The sequence below is a fragment of the Mycobacterium sp. genome (assembly GCF_046330795.1).
Lineage (GTDB): Bacteria > Actinomycetota > Actinomycetes > Mycobacteriales > Mycobacteriaceae > Mycobacterium.
In genome coordinates, this window is the sequence record NZ_JAXLSA010000005.1 from 1 (window position 1) to 16,488 (window position 16,488).

Consider the following 16,488-nt stretch of genomic DNA (forward strand, 5'->3'; position numbering starts at 1 on the left):
TGACGTAGGCGGCGATACGCGTCGTGACGCCGTCGCCGTTATCGAGGTCGTCGGCGCCGGCCAGGCGCACCGCCTCGTCGAGCATCTGTTCGACATCGAGGTCGACGGTCCGGGATTCGGTGTGATCGAGGATCTGCCGCTGGATGTCGGTGAGCCGGGGCGCGGTGAGGTCGTCGAATTCGAGCACCTCGGTCGCCTGGCTCATCGTGCACACTCCGATCGTGGATTGTGGGCGTCGAATATTCGATGTACTGTTCGAAAATATGACGCTACCGAAGGTAGAGCGCACCGAGGGGGTGCGTCAAGCGTCTTCCCCGCCCACGGAGCGCGTCATCGCGGTGGTGGAACTGCTCGCCGCGGAATCCCGTCGTGGACTGTCGTTGACCCAGATCGCACGCACCCTGGGCATCAGCCGCGCCACGGCACACGCCATCCTGGCGACGCTCGTGGACCATCGCTGGGCGGTGCGCGACGAGCACACCGGCGGCTACTCCTGGGGGCCGGGGTTGCCGGCCGTGACCATGCTGGCCGCAGAACGGCCGTTCCATGCGGTGTTGCGGGACCTGTACGAGTCGACGGGCGTACAGGTCTTCGTGGCGCGCCGCGAATCGTCCACCATCATGGTGCTCGACAGCGTCGGCGAGGCTCCGGCGGGTTCGCCGATACGTCCGGGTCTGCGGCTGCCACTGGTGGCCCCGTTCGGCCGCGACTACCTGGCCTGGTCCACCGACGAAGACCGGGACGCCTGGTTGGCGGGCATCGGAAGCCCGACACCGGAGCTGACACAACGATTTTCGGATGTGCTGGCCGAGATCCGGCACCGCGGCTACGTCATCGAGCGGCTCACCCGAGAGTACGTCCGGGTATACACGGCGCTGCAGGCGTTGTCGGTGGACGGTCAACCGGACGTGATCACCGCGCGGCTGGCCGGCGCGTTCGCCGATCTGGCCCTGGTCGACTTCCTTCCCGGCGAGCTGCGGGCCGCCCGGATCCATCCGGTGGCATCGGTGTCGTCGCCCATCCGGGGCCGCGCCGGGGTCACCATGTCGATCACCGTGGCGCCCTTCGCGGGAATCACCGGTGCCGAGATCAAGAAACTGGGTGAGCACGTGCGGGCCGCCGCGGCGCGCATCGAGGCCACCCGTTACACCGAATAGCGAAGGGGTGCAGATGAAGTCGTCGATCGTGACGGGTCCAGGTACCACAGCGGTGGTGGAGGTGGCGAAACCGGCCACCGGTCCGCGCGACGTCCTGGTCCGCATTCGGGCCTGCGGGATCTGTGGCAGCGACGCGCTGTACATCGCCATCGGAGGGCTTCCACCCCGGGCAGGGCACATGCCGCTGGGACATGAACCCGCGGGGGAAGTCGTCGAAGTGGGTGCCGACGTCGTGGGAATCGGCGTCGGAGATCTGGTGGTGATCAACCCCATGGCCGCACCCGACGGCATCATCGGCAACGGCGGACCACAGGGGGGTCTGTCGGAGTTCCTACTGGTCACCGACGCGCGGCGGGGAGTGGGGCTGGAGGTCATCCCGGACCACATTCCGTTCGAGGTCGCGGCGCTCAACGAGCCGATGGCGGTGGCGCGACATGCGGCCAACCGCTGCCGTCCGCGCAGCACCGACAAGGTGTTGATCTTCGGTGCGGGGCCCATCGGGCTCGGCGCGGTACTCGCCTTCAAATCGATTGGGGTACACCATATTATGGTGGCGGATATCATTCCGTCCCGGCTGGACAAGGCACTGGCCGTTGGCGCCGACGCGGTCATCGACTCGAACACCGAGGATGTGCGCGAACGTCTCGTCGACCTGCACGGGGAAGGTGAGTCCATGTTCGGCGGCCGGGCCGACACGGACATCTATCTCGACGCGGCTGGGGTGCCGGCCGTGCTGGACACCGCGATCGCGTCGGCGAAGCAGGGTGCCACCATCGGCGTGGTGGCCGTCCACAAGCAACCCGTCCCCGTGGACCTGGTGACCCTGATGAGCCACGAGATCACCGTCGTCGGCTCGATGGGCTACCCCGACGAGTTCTTCGCGGTCACCGCCGATCTGGTGGCCAACTGGCGCAGATACGCGTTGATCGTCAGCGACACCATCCCGTTCACCGAGATCGACACCGCGCTGGCGAAGGCGGGCACACCTGGGGCGGCCGACAAGGTGGTGGTCACCCGCGACTGATCAGGCCTTGAGCCCCACCGCGTGCCGCAGTTGAGCGAGGAACTGTTCGCCGTCGTCACTGCGAACGATGTAGTGCGACACCGCAACCCGCACCGCGGCGGCGGCCTTGACGGCTCCGTTGGGGCCGCTGACCAGTTTCTCCAGTTGGGACCGCATCAGCGGAATCACCTTCGACAGTGCTTCGATCGACACTTCCGGCTCGATGTCGACAATCCGGACACCCGAATAGGACTGCTGATACTCCACGATGAAGCGCAATGCGGCATCGAGCTTTTCGTTACCGCGCAGGCCGGCGGTCACCTTGGTGATGCCCGAGTCGAAGTTCTCGCGCTCGAACACGCCGAACGCCTTGAGCAGGTCGTCCTTGGACGCGAACCAGCGGTACAGGGTGGGCCGTGAGACCCCGGCCTGCAGGGCGACCTCCGATAGACTGAGCTTCGCCTGACCGCTGCGGCCCAGCACCTCGGAGGTAGCGCGCAGGATGCGATTCCGCGAGGACATCTCCTCCTCGGTCTGCGCTGCGGTCTCACTCACCCGACAAGCGTTACAAACATATACGTATTTGTAAATACTTTCGGAAAAGTGGCGTGCCGCGGCGCCGTCACTGGGCACACTGCTAGCCATGGCCGGACCACTCGAGGGCGTCAGAGTTGTCGAACTCGGTGTCTGGGTGGCAGGTCCGGCCGCCGGCGGTCTGCTCGCGGACTGGGGCGCCGACGTCGTGAAGATCGAACCGCCGTCCGGTGATCCCGCCCGGATGTGGGGGCGGCTGCTGGGTCTGGGTCCCGGCGTGAACCCGCCGTTCGAGATGGACAACCGGTCCAAGCGCAGTGTGGTGCTGGATCTGGGTACTGCGGAAGGCCGGGCGGACGCACTCGAACTGCTCGCTGCGGCGGACGTTTTCGTGACCAACATCCGGCCCGCCGCACTGGATCGCCTGGGCCTGGACTTCCAGACCGTCGCGGCCCGCAACCCGGCGCTGGTGTACGGCATCCTCACGGGGTACGGCCTGGACGGCCCGGATGCCAACCGGCCCGCGTACGACGTCGCCGCGTTCTGGGCCCGGGCCGGCATCGCCGATCTGCTGACCCGCCCCGGTGACACCCCGCCGTTCCAGCGCGGCGGCATGGGTGACCACTCGGCGGGCACCACGCTGACCGCGGCGATCTGCGCGGCGCTGTTGTCCCGCAACCGAACCGGGGTCGGGCAGCTGGTGACGACATCGCTGTACCGCCAGGGCGTCTACACCGTCAGTTTCGATCTCAACACGCTGCTGATGAGCGGCCAGCCCATTGCGATCGGTCAGCGGGAGAAGATGGGCAACCCGTGCATGAACAACTATGCGACCTCCGACGGCAAGCGGTTCTGGATCGTCGGCCTGGAGGTCGATCGCCACTGGCCCGCGCTGTGCCGGTCGGTCGGCCACCCGGAATGGCAGAGCGACGCGCGATTCGACACTCCGCGCGCCCGCGCCGGCAATGCGGTCGAGTTGATCGCGGAGTTGGACCGGATCTTCGCGACCCGCACGATGGCCGAGTGGGCCGCGATATTCGACGGGGAACCGGAGTTCTTCTGGTCCCCGATCAACTCGCTGGACGACGTTCTGGTCGACGACCAGTTCCATGCGGCCGGCGGTGTGGTGTACGTGCCGGACGGTGACGATTCGGTACCGATGATTGCCTCGCCGGCCGACTTCTCCGGAACACCGGCCCAACCTCGTTGCCCCGCTCCGAAACTCGGCGAGCACACCGAGGAGGTTCTTGCGGCCCTGCGCGGCGAGGCCTGAGCTCCGCCTTTACAAACACAGGAAGAACTGTCACGCTGTTCGGCGACGTGAGGAGTGGCAGTGACGGTTGTCAGCAGTTCCCCGGCCCGTGAGTACAGCTCGGTCGACATCACCTCGCATGACTTCTGGAGCCGGCCCTTCGCGCAGCGGGACGAGGCGTTCGCGCGGCTCCGCCAGAGCGACGGGCTGAGCTGGCACCCACCCCTGTCCAGCCTCTTCGACCTCGAGGAGCCGGGATTCTGGGCGCTGACCCGGCGCGAGGACATCGTCTTCGCCAGCCAGCATCCCGAGCTGTTCACCTCGGCGCAGGGGGTGGCGCTGGACCCGATGCCCGCCGAATTCCAGCGCATCGCAACCTTCTTCCTGACCATGGATCCTCCGGAGCACACCCGGTACCGCGCGCTGATCAGCGCGGCCTTCACCCCGCGGCACCTGCGCCGGATCGAGGAACAGATCCATACCAACGCGGTCCGGATCGTCGACGACCTGGTCGGCGCCGGTGACGTCGACTTCGTGGAGGCGTGCTCGGCCCGGCTGCCGATGACCACGATCATGGACATGCTCGGCGTACCGACCACTGATCAACCCGCCGTCGCCAAGGCCGCCGAGAAGCTGTTCAGCATGAGCGACGACGAGTACTCGTCACTCGAGGAGCGGGCCCAGGACACCATCAACGAGATGCTGCTGCTGTCCAGCACGGGGATCGAGCTGGCCAAGTTCCGCCGGGCCAATCCCGGTGACGATCTGATGACCGAGATCGTCAATGCCGAGGTGGACGGCCACCGGCTGACCGACGAGGAGGTGGGGGCGTTCCTCATCCTGCTGGCCTCGGCGGGCAACGACACCACCAAACAGACCACCACGCACGCGATGCTCGCACTGGCCGCCAACCCGGCCCAACGTGACTGGCTGACAGCGGATTTCGACGACCGCATCAACGGGGCGGTCGAGGAGTTCGTCCGCTGGGCGTCACCGGTCCTGCAGTTCGCGCGATTCGCCACGGAGGACGTCGAGATCGCCGGGCAGCGGATCAGCGCCGGGGACAAGATCGGGCTGTTCTACTGTTCGGCCAACCGCGACGAGTCGGTGTTCCCCGACCCGACCGCCTTCGATCTGTCGCGTTCGCCCAATCCGCATCTCGGGTTCGGCGGCGGTGGCCCGCATTTCTGCCTGGGCAACCGGCTGGCCAAGACCGAACTGCGAAACCTGTTCCGCGAGTTGCTCACCCGGCTGGGGCCGATCGAGTTCGGCGAGCCCGATCTGCTCCACAGCAACTTCGTGCACGGCGTGAAGCGACTACCGGCCCACATCGGCTAGGCGGCCTCCTCACCCTCACCACGCCGAAACGTACGTCTCGGCGGAAGAGTACGAGAAGCCCACACCATTTTGTCGATCTCGGGTCCGCCGCGGCGCTGCCATTCTTCGTAAACCCGGCGCAGGACATCGTGTGGCCGGTCCTCGGCGATGGTCCGGATAACGTGCCATCCAAGGCCCTCGACGCGAGGAAGCCGCCGCAGATCGCGAACGTACTGATCCCGGTCCGTGCGGTGCTGATCGCCGTCGTACTCGAGCGCAAGCCTCAGGTCCTGCCATCCCATGTCGAGGTAGGCAAACGCCACGCCATCGTCGTCGACAACCGGAAGCTGTGTCTCTGGTGCGGGAAAACCGTTGTCGATGAGGAACAGTCGCCACCAACTCTCGGTCGGCGAAGCCGCGCCGGCATCGATCAGGGGCAGTAGTTCGCGCAGCTGGCTGACACCGCGAACGGGGCCGTATCGCGCCATGATCGAGCGCACGTCCTCGATCGTGAACGGCGCTGCGCGCATCAGCGCGTCGAGCCTGCCCAGTGCGGTGCCGCGTTGCGTCTGGTGCCGGCCCATGTCGAATGCCGTGCGGGCCGCGGTGGTGACTCGTATCCCGTCGATCTCGGTGACTTCGTCGTCGCGGTAACGATCAGCCCGCAGGATCAGGCCGTCCTGCATGCGACGGTGTTCTGAAAGGAGTTCGATCGGCTCATCGGGGTCGATCCAGGCGGAGCCGTGCAGGGCCGCGGCTGCGACACCCGCGACTACTCCGGTGCGATTTGTGGTCAGCCACGCCCCGAGCGTTCGGTCACCCAAGGACGGCTTGGCGCCCGTGGGCATGTACACGCCGCGGAACAAGGGGCGATACCAGCGGCGTAATTCGTGTCGGGAGAGACCCTCGCCGAGGGCCTCGTTGCCGAGAAATATCTCTGTCATGTCCGCATGCTTCCCGTGAGCACTGACAAGTGGTCGCCAACGGGGGTCAACGAGTGCCGAGTTCGACGAAATGGTGGCGCTTACTCGCACAAGTTCGCCCGTTCGTGCGTTTCGGCGTATGCGGCGCTAGCGGGGGCGGACGAGCACCGACTGCTGGATGGCCCCGACGGGGCCGGTCTGGTCGAACAGCGTACCGAGGGTGACCCCGATACCGTCTGGGCCGTAGTTGGTTTCGGCCCGGATGCCGGTCCACTCCCCAACGGGAACCCGGTGCAGGTGTACCGCTAGATCGGTGTTGAGGAACGTGTACTTGCGGATGTCGATCTTGCTGCCGAGCCCGTTGGCGCAGTCGGCCACCGTGAACAGCCGCTGGATCGGAGTCAGATCCTCGCCGTCCACCAGGCCGACCATCGGGGTGAGCCAGGACTCACCGGGGCCGGGTTCACCCATCGTGGTCAGCCAGCGCCAATCGACGCTGTGCACGTAGTTGGCGGCCCAGTCCTTGGCCATGTCCCGGCTGCGCGCCTCGGACAGCGGGCGCAACGGCGCGGCGGGTGCGTGCAGTAGCCCCGTTGTATCGAGCGTCTGCAATCGCCAGCCGCTGGCCCGGGCGACGGCCCGCGGCCCGTCCGGTCCGCGGGCGAGCATCTCGGTGCTCACGAGCTCGATCTGCTTGCCGGAGCGGTCGATTCGGCTACTGATCCAGAACTCGCCCTCGGCCGGTACGGGACCGAGCAGGTCGATGACGACGCGCACCAGCCGGGTGTCGTCCCGGCGGGCGCAGCGTTCCAGACCACGCACCAGCAGTGCCGAGACCGGGCCGCCGTGCTGGATCTTGTCCGACCACGTGCTGCGAACCATGTCGGTGGCCGAGAACTTCTCACCCCGTTCGTCGTCGGCGTCGAGTAGTTCGTAGTAGTGGGAGTGGGTCATCAGTGGTGGTGTACCTCTCGATCCAGGGGGCCCGTGCCGGCGACCTCGACGCCAAGCGTGTCGACCCGCGACAGCTGGGTGCCACGCAGTCGTTCCGGGTAGGCGTCGGTGCTGCTGAGCAGGAACAGGGTCTTGTTCTCCGGCCCGCCCAGCGCGCAGGCGATCGCGACCCGTCCGCCCGTCTCGACGCGGTCCGTCACGGCTCCTCCGGACAGGATGCGGTCGAATCGGTGCGCCAGCGTCAGGGACGTCCACACGCCGCCGTCGACGTCGAGCGCCAGGCCGTCCGGCGGACCTTCCAGGCCGTCGGCGAACACCCGTCGCTGCGACAGGCCGTCCGCGCCGACGGTGAACGCGGTCAGGCGGCGCCCCGTCGACTCGGCCACGATGAGGGTCGACCCGTCCGGGGTGAGCACCATGCCGTTGGGGAATTCGAGATCACCGGCGACGACGGTGGCCGCGTTGTCGGGGTCGATCCGGATGACGACACCGCCCTCGCGGGCCTGCGAGCCGACGTAGGCGCGGCCGGCCTCGTCGACCACCATGTCCCCGAGGGCAGCCGGCGCCAGCTCGGACAGGTCGGCGACGACGGTGACGTGGTCGCCGTCGTAGGCGAGCACCTGCTTGGCCTCGGTGGACACGATCAGCAAGGTGCCGTCGGGACGAAAGCCCAGTCCGGAGGGGGCCTGACCGGGCAGCGGGACCGTGGTCCCCGAGCCGCACAGCGTGACGGTGTGCAAGGCCTCCCCGAGCATGTCGGAGAACCACAGCATGCCCTCGAACCAGCGTGGCCCCTCGCCGAAACAGAATCCGTCGGCCAGGGGCGTCAGTGACGTTGCACCTTTACAAATCACGCCGTAAGTGTCACGCTCGCTAGGTGCCAATGTCAACCAGCCTCCGCGCGTTATGAGCATGAAGAAGTACTACGGTCACACACTGTTGTACCTGCACGAGACGATCGAGCTGGGCTCCGGTCGGGGTGAACAGTTCGCGGCCGTGTTCGGCGAGGTCTACCAGCCCATGATGGAGGATCTCGGTGCCCGGTTGTTCGCCATCTGGGAGACCACGCCCTACAACGGGCACTGGCCGCAGGTCACCATCATCTGGGAGATCGACGCGTTCGCCGATTACGCGCGCATCGGGCGCGCCCAGGCCGGCGGTGGCAGCCATCACGAGGCGGCGGCCAAGTGGGCGCAGTACCTGTCGGGCCTGGGGGCGACGGGGGAGGGCCGGATCATGTACGCCGGCAAGTACAACAAGACCCTGGCCCAGCTGCGCGAGGCCAATTTCGGTGCTGGACTGGTGATCCAGGAGATCATGCAGACCAAACCGGGCCGCCAGGACGACTACATCCGTGAACTCGAGCGGCTCTACGTCCCGTGGTCGGAATCCACCGGCAAACGCTGGCTGGGTTCGTTCATCACCACCTTCCGGTTCAACGAGGTGATCCACTACTGGGCCCTCGACGGCGACTGGGATTGCTTCGACAACCACTATCCGTCCTGGAAGGACAGTCCGCCGGCCGAGATCGTCACCTGGATGAGCGTCGCGCCGGCCCTGCGCGACGGCTGGGAGGATTCGATCCTGCAGGCTCTGCCGCCCTCACCACTGCAGGGATAGCGATATGAATCAGCCCGTGTTGCAGAACTTCTCGTACGACCCGTTCGATCCGGACGTGATGACCGATCCACTGCCGTACTACCGGCGGCTGCGCGACGAGCACCCCGTCTACTACATCGACAAGTGGGACACCTACGCGTTGTCGCGGTTCGACGATATCTGGCAGGTGCTCGGCCTCACCGACGGGACGTTCGTCGCCTCGGAGGGCACGCTGCCGGCCGCCACTGTGCTCGGACATCACAACGACGGGCCGGTCGCCGATCCGCCGTTGCACCCCATGCCTTTCCACGCCAACTTCGACTCACCGATCTACGAGAACGTGCGCCGCTGTACGTCGGCGCAGTTCCGTCCGCGGTCGGCCGCCACGCTGACCGAGAGGATCCGCACCCTGGCCAACGAGCGGCTCGACGAGCTGCTGCCGCGGGGGAGTTTCGACCTGACGCAGGATTACGGCGGCATCGTCGCGGCGTCACTGGTGTGCGAATTCGTCGGCCTCCCGGTCGATCTCGCACCCGATGTGCTCGCGACGGTCAACGCGGGCAGCCTGGCGCAGCCCGGCGAGGGTGTCGAGGTCGGAAACGCGCGCCCCGGGTACCTGTCCTACCTGACGCCGATCATCGAGCGCCGCCGGGCCGCCGGTGCCGACGGCTCTGTCCCGATCGCCGACAGCTTGATCGGCTTCCGGCTGCCGGACGGATCGGAGTTCACCGACCTCGAGGCGGCCACGCAGATGCTCGGTGTCTTCATCGGCGGGACCGAGACGGTCCCCAAGATCACCGCGACGGGGCTGTGGGAGCTCGCGCAGCGACCCGACCAGTTGGCGGCCGTGCGCGCCGACCTCGAGACCAACGTCCCCGTCGCGCGTGAGGAGATCATCCGGTACTGCGCACCCGCACAGTGGTTCGCCCGAACGGTCCGCCGGCCCTACACCATCCACGACACCACGCTTCGGCCCGGTCAACGGATCATCACCCTGCTGGCATCGGCGGCCCGTGACGAACGGGAGTACGCCGACCCGGACGAGTTCGTCTGGAACAGGCCCATCGAACGGCTGCTGTCCTTCGGGCACGGCCAGCACTTCTGCCTCGGTGTCCACGTGGCACGCCTGGAGATCGCCATCATGATCCAGGAGTTCCTCCGGCGCGTCCCGGACTACCGGATCGCCGGAGACCAGGCGTCGCGACCACCGTCGAGCTTCCAGTGGGGCTGGAACAACATTCCGGTGGAGGTGTAGGAGATGTGGTGCCAGCGGCTCGTCGCCCCGTACACCTTCGAACGGATCGACATCCCTGAACCGGACCCGGAATCGCTTGCCGAGCGCCAGGTCCTGCTGCGATTCCTGGCCGCGGGGATCTGCGGTAGCGACCTGCCCGGATTCAAGGGCACGCAGGGCAAGCTGCCCGGTGACACCGGTCCGTGCGCCGCCGGCATCGACGGATTCCCCATCCACGAGATCGTCGGCGAGGTGCTGGCCAGCCGTCACCCCGACCACGCCGTCGGTGACCGGGTGGTGGGGTGGGCGTCGGGTTTCGACGGCCTGATGGACATCGTGCGCTCCGACGGCGACGGCCTGGTTTCCTACGACCCGGCGCTGGGTCCGGAACTGGCGATCGGGCTGCAGCCGCTGGCCTGTGTGCTCTACGCACTCGAACAGGTCGGCGACCTGACCGGGAAGCGCGTGGCGATCATCGGCCAGGGTTCGATCGGACTGCTGTTCGCCTACGTGGCGAAGGCGTTGGGCGCCAGTCACATCACCGGCGTCGACCCGGTGGACCGGTCGGCACTGTCGGCGACGTTCGGGGTGGACACCGCGGTCCGGGCCACCAGCGACCGCTGGGTCGGCCGGCTCGAGTACGCCGACAAGGCCGACGTCGTCATCGAAGCCGTCGGGCATCAGGTGGCCACCCTGCAGCACGCCGTGGAGGCCGCCGCATTCGCCGGCACCGTGTTCTACTTCGGGGTTCCCGATGACGACTGCTATCCCCTCAGCATGCGAACCATGTTGCGCGGCAACCTGACCCTCAAGTCGGGGGTCACCGCCGACCGAACCCGAGTGCTGCACGCGGCCGACGAATTCGCGCGCGCCCACCCGGATCTATTGCCGGCCTACATCACCCACACCTTCGGCGTCGACGATGTCCAGGGCGCCTTCGAACTGGCCTGCCGTCCGATCCCCGGGCGGGTCAAGATCGCGATCACCCGATGAGCGGGCTCAGCCGGCTGCAGGCTGCACTGGCCGCCAAGGATCAGGTGTGGGGCGGCTGGGTGGTGGGACCCACCGCGATCGGCCCGGAGGAGTACGCCCGCTGCGGATACGACTACGTCGGATTCGACACGCAGCATGGCTATCTGGACGACGCCGACGTCGCCGGCCTGTTGCGCCGCCTCGAGCACGTCCCGATCGGTACCGCCGTGCGGCTGCCGTCCGCCGCGCCGGCACCGATCGGCCGGGTCCTCGACGCCGGTGCCGACGCCGTCATCATCGCGATGGTGGAGACGCCCGAACAGGCGGCAGCCGCGGTTGCCGCCACGCGCTACGCCCCGGCGGGGGTGCGCAGCTTCGGGCCGTTGCGGGCCTCGCTCGGGATCAACCCGGTCGACCTGGAGACCCGGGCCGGTGTGTACGTCATGATCGAGACCGCTGCCGCGCTGCCTGCGGTGGCCGAGATCTGCGCGGTTCCAGGACTCTCCGGGGTATATGTCGGACCCGCCGATCTGGCGATATCGATGGGACATGGACTGGACGAGATGACCACTGCGCCCGCCGTGATCGACGCGATCGACACGATCCAACGGACCGCTTCCGCGGCCGGACTGGTCGCCGGGATCCACGCCGGGGACGGCCGGACGGGAAAGGTGATGGCGCAGCGCGGATTCCGGATGATCACGCTGGCCTCGGAATCGCAGGCGCTGCGACGTGGTGCCCAGGAGCATCTGCGCGACGCCGGCGGCGGCGTGGCCGAGACGACGAAGGGCTACAACTGAGGTGACCGCCGTGGCACAGAACCACCTCCGCGAAGAGATGACGCTGCTGCGCGACGCCGTCCGCGACGCGCTGGCAGCGCGTGTCTCGATCGACGAACTTGGGGTGTGGTCCACCCTCGTTCCGCCGGACGGCTCGCTGGCGCTGGCGTCGGTGGTCGCCGAGGAGCTGGGCCGCGGGCTGTATCCCGGACCCGCGTACGAGACGATGGTGGGTGAACTGCTCGCCGACGAACTCGGCATCGACGGCCCGACTGCGTTCGTCACCGGTGGCACCGCGGTGGAAGTCCCGACCCCCGCAGCGCTGCTCATCGCCACCGGCGACGCCCTGGCCCGGGCCACCGCCGCCGAGGCTGTCGAGGCGCCGGTCCTGGACGTCTCCCGTCGCTTCGTGACCTACACGGCGCACACCGAAGACCTTGTCGTACAACCCGATACCGTCGTCCGGGCCCGCGCGGCCCGCAGCCTGCTGTATGCCGCCGATACCCTGGGCTGCCTCGAACACGTCCTGGCCAAGACCGTCGACTACGCCAAGCAGCGCACCACGTTCGGCGCGCCGATCGGGAAGTACCAGGCCGTCGCGCACCGGCTGGTCGACCACACGGTGACCACGCGGCAACTCCGGCTGCTGCTGGCCGAGGCCGTGGCCGCCTTCGATACCCGCGACGACGGACTGCCGATGCGGCTGGCCGTCGCCGAGACCTTCCTGTGGAGCCGCGCGACCGAGATCGTCAGCGACTGCATCCAACTGTGCGGCGGGATCGGCTTCACCTGGGAATGGGGACATCACCTGTACCTGCGCCGGGTGGCCGCGAACGGTCCGCTGGGCTCGGGCCATGGCCGGCCCGCGCGCCGACTGGCGCAGGAGGCCGGCTGGTGAACACCGCGGTCGACGAATATCGCAGTCGGGTAAGGCAATTCATCGCCGAGCAACGACCCGACGGTGACTGGTACGACGGTATCCGGGTGCCGCGGGATCCGGCAGCCGAGGCCGCCGTGCGCCGGTGGTACGCCGCCCTGTTCGACGCCGGTTACATGGGCGGCTCGTGGCCCGCGGCGTACGGCGGCAATGCCGGACACACACCGCAGCACGACGCCGTCGTCATGGAGGAGATCGTCCGTGCGCGCGCACCCCGGCCGATCGACCAGGTGATGCTGGCGGCGCACCTGCTCATCACCTTCGGGACATCCGAACAGCAGGACCGGTACCTACCGAGAATCCGTTCGGCCCAGGATATCTGGTGCCAGCTGCTCAGCGAGCCGGGCGTCGGCAGCGACCTGGCGCGGCTCACCACCCGGGCCGCCCGCCAGCCCGACGGCAGGTTCCGGGTGGACGGGCAGAAGGTGTGGACCACCGACGGGCAGTGGTCGCAGATGGGTGTGCTGCTGGCCCGCACCGATCCGGAGGCCGCGCGCCCGCACGCCGGGCTGACGATGTTCGTCGTCGACATGGCGACGCCGGGTATCGAGGTACGGCCGATCCGGGAGATGACCGGGTCCGACGAATTCTGCGAGGTCTACTTCGACGGCGCGATACTGCCGCCCGACAGTGTGCTCGGAGAGCTGAATCAGGGCTGGGCGGTGGCGAATTCGGGGCTCATATCTGAGCGTGCCTATGTCGGTGCCAACGCGGTGATGCTCGAGCTGTTGTTCGACGACCTGGTAGAGCTGGCCCGTGTTGTCGAACTGCCCGACGGTGTGGCCGTCGACGACCCCGTGGTGCGGGAGGATCTGGCCGACTTCGCGGCCCGGGTGGCGGGCGTGCAGCAGATCGCGCGCGACGCCGTCGACAAAGTTGCCAAGGGCATCGACGCACCGGCCGATGGGATGATCGCCAAACTGGCCTACACCGAGTTGAACGTCGCGTTGTGCCGGTACGCGATCACATTGGCCGCCGCGGGCCGGTTGCGCCCGGCGGGAGCCGAGGTGAATGCCCGTTGGCAGCAGGCATTCCTGTGGTCGCGGGCGCTGACCATCTCGGGTGGTTCGTCGGAGATCGTGCACAACGTACTGGCGACCCAGCTGCTGGGCCTACCGAGATCCTGGTGAGGGGACGAGATGACCGAACGTGAGCAGATCTGCGAGCTGATCGCGGAATACGCGCTGCTGCTGGACGCCGACGACATCGACGGATGCCTGCGGCTGTTCACCGAGGACTCCGAGTATCAGGTATTCGGCAAGACGCTGCTGGGCCCCGAAAAGGTGCGCAAGATGTTCACCCGTGCGCCCCGCGGGATGCACCTGACCGGGGTGTCGACCATCACCGTCGACGGTGAGAGCGCCGTCGCGCGCACGCAGGTGCTGTTCGTCGAGGCCGGTACGCACACGATGCGCCCTGCGCTCTACGACGACGACCTCGTGAAGGTCGACGGCCAGTGGCGGTTCCGCCGCCGGCGCTGTCAATTCCTCACCACCGCAGGGCTTTCGGACTCACCTCAGGAGCAGCCGGTATGACCGCTCGCGTGGCCCTGGTGACCGGCGCGGCGCGCGGTCAGGGAGCGGCCATCGTGCGGCGCCTGCGCGCCGACGGCGTCAAGGTGGCCGCCGCCGACCTGGCCGGCCCCGAATTGACCGCCTTCGTGGCGGAACTGTCCGACGACGGCGTGCTCGCGGTGCCGCTCGATGTCACCTCCGAACCGCAGTGGGCCGCTGGTGTGACCGCCGTGCTGGACACCTTCGGTGCGCTGACCGCGCTGGTCAACAACGCGGGCGTACTGCACCGGGCCACGCTGGCCGAGGAGACCGCCGCCGGCTTCGAAAAGCTCTGGCGGGTCAACACATTGGGGCCATTCCTCGGGATGCAGGCCTGCCTGCCCGCACTACGGGAGGCCGAGGGAGCCTCGATCGTGAACACCTGCAGCACCGGCGCACTGCGGCCCTTTCCGAACCATGTCGCGTACGGATCGTCGAAATGGGCGTTGCGGGGGCTCACCCAGATCGCGGCCGCAGAACTGGCGCCCGCCGGGATCCGGGTGAACGCCGTCCTGCCGGGCGCGGTGGCGACGCCGATGCTCGACGATCAGACCCAGGCCCGGCTGGCGGCGGGTTGCCTCCGCGGGCCGACTGGGCACACCGACGGAGATCGCCGATGCGGTGGCGTTCCTGATCTCCGATGCCGCATCGTTCATCACGGGGGCCGAGCTCGTCGTCGACGGCGGTCAATCCCTGAAGATCGGATGACCCAGTGGGCCAGGAACTTTCGATTGCAGCGCGTCTCGATCCAGCACTACGTCATCTGGCGGGTACCCGCACCGATCTGACGCCGGGGACGTTGCCCGCGGTGCGGGCCGGCCTGGACGAGCGGCGCGCACAGCAGGCCGCGGTCATGGACACCGTGGGGGTGGACATCACCGACGTCCGGATCGGATCGGTCCCGGTCCGGCTCTATCGCGGCGGCACGGGTGTCGCACCCGCGGTGATCTTCTGTCACTCCGGCGGATTCGTCCTGGGCAATCTGGACACCGACCATCGGATGTGTGTCGAACTGGCCCGCGGAGCCGAATGTTCGGTGGTCTCGGTGGACTACCGGTTGGCCCCGCAGGAGCCCTACCCCGCGGCGGTCGACGACGTCGGCGCCGTGCTGGACGCCGTGCTCGGTGGTGCGGTGGACATCGACCCGGACCGGGTGGCCGTCGCGGGAAGCAGTGCCGGCGGGGCGCTGGCCGCCGGGCTGGCCCAGCAGGCCGCGGACCGGCTCGTGTTCCAGCTGTTGCACCAACCGGTGCTCGACGACCGGCCCTCACCGTCGAAGGAGGAGTTCGCCGACACGCCGGGATTCGACGGCCCCGCCGCCGAGCTGATGTGGCAGTACTACCTCGGCGGTGCGGACCGGCCGCACGATGCGGTCGTCGCCGGGCCTCTTGCTCGCGGAAGGACGCCGCTCGCCGAACCCGCCGATGCGGCGGTTCCGGCGGCGCTCGCCGACCTGACGGGATTGCCGCCGGCGTTGATCACGTGTTCGGAACTCGACCCACTGCGCGACGAGGCGATCGACTACGCGCTGCGGTTGATGTGGTCCGGCGTTGCGACCGAACTGCATGTCTTCCCCGGCACGTGTCACGGCTTCGACGCCTTCCTGCCGGACTGGGAGGTCAGCCTTCGGCTGTATGCCATGCAGGTGGCCGCGCTGCGCCGGGCGTTCCAGCTCGATCAGTGATCGGTGCGCAACCCCGAGATCAATTGCGCCAGTGCCGCTCCCGCGTCGCGGCGGGCCACCGCCCGGTCCGCGGCGGCCGTGATCATCAGCGCGGTGTCGTTGACCAACATCAGCAGGATCATCGCGAGCGGCCGCACCGGCTGTTCGGCGATGACGCCGGCGGCGATGGCGGCGGTGATCCGCTGCTCGATCGGCACCAGGCCACGGGCCTGCTCGGCCTGATGCCAGCGGGCCGGGCCGAACACCGCGGGGCCGTCGACCAGCAGCGCCTGCACGTCAGGCGCCTCGACCACGATGTCGAGGAAGGCCAGTAGCACGGCCCGCAGATCGGTCAGCGGGTCCCCGGCGGGGGTCACCCGCTGTTCGAGTTCGGCGCTCAGCCGCACACTCACGTCCTCGAGGACGGCCAGGAACAGTTGTTCGCGGTCGGGGAAGTGCGCGTAGAAGGCGCCGCGGGTGCCCACCGCCGCGGCGGTCACGATGTCGGAGGTGCTGGTGGCGAAAAAGCCGTTGGCCGACCATAGTTCGCGCGCTGCGTCGATCAGCGCCGCACGGGTGGCCCGGGCCTGTTCCTGTCGGCTCATCACTGC

The 16,488-nt window shown here is 68.1% G+C and carries 17 protein-coding genes and 2 pseudogenes; 13 read left to right on the plus strand and 6 right to left on the minus strand.

Going from position 1 to position 16,488, the window contains the following annotated elements:
- Positions 1–205: pseudogene (locus U0R18_RS16850) on the minus strand (sulfotransferase family protein); the annotation flags it as partial.
- A 58-nt stretch (positions 206–263) separates the two neighbouring features.
- Here U0R18_RS16850 and U0R18_RS16855 point away from each other — a divergent pair.
- Complete coding sequence (locus U0R18_RS16855; RefSeq protein ID WP_526370471.1) at positions 264–1,157, plus strand: IclR family transcriptional regulator; 894 nt, start codon at positions 264–266, stop codon at positions 1,155–1,157.
- A 13-nt stretch (positions 1,158–1,170) separates the two neighbouring features.
- Entirely contained in the window at positions 1,171–2,181 is a 1,011-nt protein-coding gene (locus U0R18_RS16860; protein ID WP_526370473.1) for a zinc-dependent alcohol dehydrogenase, read from the plus strand.
- On the opposite strand, the gene U0R18_RS16865 is transcribed toward U0R18_RS16860, so the two are convergent.
- Positions 2,182–2,682 carry a TetR/AcrR family transcriptional regulator gene (locus tag U0R18_RS16865; protein ID WP_526370955.1) on the minus strand — a complete coding sequence of 167 codons (501 nt, stop codon included), beginning with the start codon at positions 2,680–2,682 and terminating at the stop codon, positions 2,182–2,184.
- A 121-nt stretch (positions 2,683–2,803) separates the two neighbouring features.
- Between U0R18_RS16865 and U0R18_RS16870 the strand changes: the two genes are divergently transcribed.
- Both U0R18_RS16870 and U0R18_RS16875 read left to right on the plus strand, forming a co-directional pair.
- Positions 2,804–3,967 (plus strand): CaiB/BaiF CoA transferase family protein, encoded by a 1,164-nt coding sequence (locus U0R18_RS16870; RefSeq protein WP_526370475.1) that lies wholly within the window; start codon positions 2,804–2,806, stop codon positions 3,965–3,967.
- Between the two features lie 60 nt (positions 3,968–4,027).
- On the plus strand, positions 4,028–5,284 hold the full coding sequence (locus U0R18_RS16875) for a cytochrome P450 (protein WP_526370477.1): 1,257 nt from the start codon (positions 4,028–4,030) through the stop codon (positions 5,282–5,284).
- Here U0R18_RS16875 and U0R18_RS16880 read toward each other — a convergent pair.
- From U0R18_RS16880 to U0R18_RS16890, 3 genes are all read right to left on the minus strand, one after another.
- Entirely contained in the window at positions 5,281–6,111 is an 831-nt protein-coding gene (locus U0R18_RS16880) for a type IV toxin-antitoxin system AbiEi family antitoxin (protein WP_526370479.1), read from the minus strand. The two genes, U0R18_RS16875 and U0R18_RS16880, sit on opposite strands and share 4 nt — an antisense overlap.
- 222 nt (positions 6,112–6,333) lie before the next feature.
- Positions 6,334–7,140 carry an acyl-CoA thioesterase domain-containing protein gene (locus U0R18_RS16885; RefSeq protein ID WP_526370481.1) on the minus strand — a complete coding sequence of 269 codons (807 nt, stop codon included), beginning with the start codon at positions 7,138–7,140 and terminating at the stop codon, positions 6,334–6,336.
- Complete coding sequence (locus U0R18_RS16890) at positions 7,140–7,994, minus strand: SMP-30/gluconolactonase/LRE family protein (protein ID WP_526370483.1); 855 nt, start codon at positions 7,992–7,994, stop codon at positions 7,140–7,142. Before U0R18_RS16890 ends, U0R18_RS16885 begins: the two co-directional genes overlap by 1 nt.
- A gap of 58 nt (positions 7,995–8,052) precedes the next feature.
- Between U0R18_RS16890 and U0R18_RS16895 the strand changes: the two genes are divergently transcribed.
- The 9 genes and pseudogenes from U0R18_RS16895 (at position 8,053) to U0R18_RS16935 (ending at position 15,898) form a co-directional block, all read left to right on the plus strand.
- A complete protein-coding gene (locus tag U0R18_RS16895) occupies positions 8,053–8,760 on the plus strand; it encodes an NIPSNAP family protein (RefSeq protein ID WP_526370957.1) in 708 nt (235 codons plus the stop codon).
- A 4-nt stretch (positions 8,761–8,764) separates the two neighbouring features.
- Positions 8,765–9,994, plus strand: coding sequence for a cytochrome P450 (locus U0R18_RS16900; protein ID WP_526370485.1), 1,230 nt, complete (start codon positions 8,765–8,767; stop codon positions 9,992–9,994).
- A 3-nt stretch (positions 9,995–9,997) separates the two neighbouring features.
- Positions 9,998–10,966, plus strand: a complete 969-nt coding sequence (locus U0R18_RS16905) for a zinc-binding dehydrogenase (RefSeq protein WP_526370487.1) — start codon at positions 9,998–10,000, stop codon at positions 10,964–10,966.
- Complete coding sequence (locus tag U0R18_RS16910) at positions 10,963–11,745, plus strand: HpcH/HpaI aldolase family protein (protein ID WP_526370489.1); 783 nt, start codon at positions 10,963–10,965, stop codon at positions 11,743–11,745. Before U0R18_RS16905 ends, U0R18_RS16910 begins: the two co-directional genes overlap by 4 nt.
- Before the next feature lie 10 nt (positions 11,746–11,755).
- Positions 11,756–12,622, plus strand: coding sequence for an acyl-CoA dehydrogenase family protein (locus tag U0R18_RS16915; protein ID WP_526370491.1), 867 nt, complete (start codon positions 11,756–11,758; stop codon positions 12,620–12,622).
- The gene (locus U0R18_RS16920; protein WP_526370493.1) at positions 12,619–13,791 is read left to right on the plus strand and encodes an acyl-CoA dehydrogenase family protein; all 1,173 of its coding nucleotides are present in this window, start codon (positions 12,619–12,621) and stop codon (positions 13,789–13,791) included. Before U0R18_RS16915 ends, U0R18_RS16920 begins: the two co-directional genes overlap by 4 nt.
- A gap of 9 nt (positions 13,792–13,800) precedes the next feature.
- Positions 13,801–14,196 carry a nuclear transport factor 2 family protein gene (locus U0R18_RS16925; protein ID WP_526370495.1) on the plus strand — a complete coding sequence of 132 codons (396 nt, stop codon included), beginning with the start codon at positions 13,801–13,803 and terminating at the stop codon, positions 14,194–14,196.
- A pseudogene (locus tag U0R18_RS16930) lies at positions 14,193–14,922 on the plus strand (SDR family NAD(P)-dependent oxidoreductase). The gene U0R18_RS16925 and the pseudogene U0R18_RS16930 overlap by 4 nt, the downstream one beginning before the upstream one ends.
- Before the next feature lie 100 nt (positions 14,923–15,022).
- Complete coding sequence (locus tag U0R18_RS16935; protein WP_526370959.1) at positions 15,023–15,898, plus strand: alpha/beta hydrolase; 876 nt, start codon at positions 15,023–15,025, stop codon at positions 15,896–15,898.
- On the opposite strand, the gene U0R18_RS16940 is transcribed toward U0R18_RS16935, so the two are convergent.
- Positions 15,892–16,482, minus strand: a complete 591-nt coding sequence (locus U0R18_RS16940; protein ID WP_526370497.1) for a TetR/AcrR family transcriptional regulator — start codon at positions 16,480–16,482, stop codon at positions 15,892–15,894. The two genes, U0R18_RS16935 and U0R18_RS16940, sit on opposite strands and share 7 nt — an antisense overlap.
- Positions 16,483–16,488 lie beyond the last annotated feature (6 nt).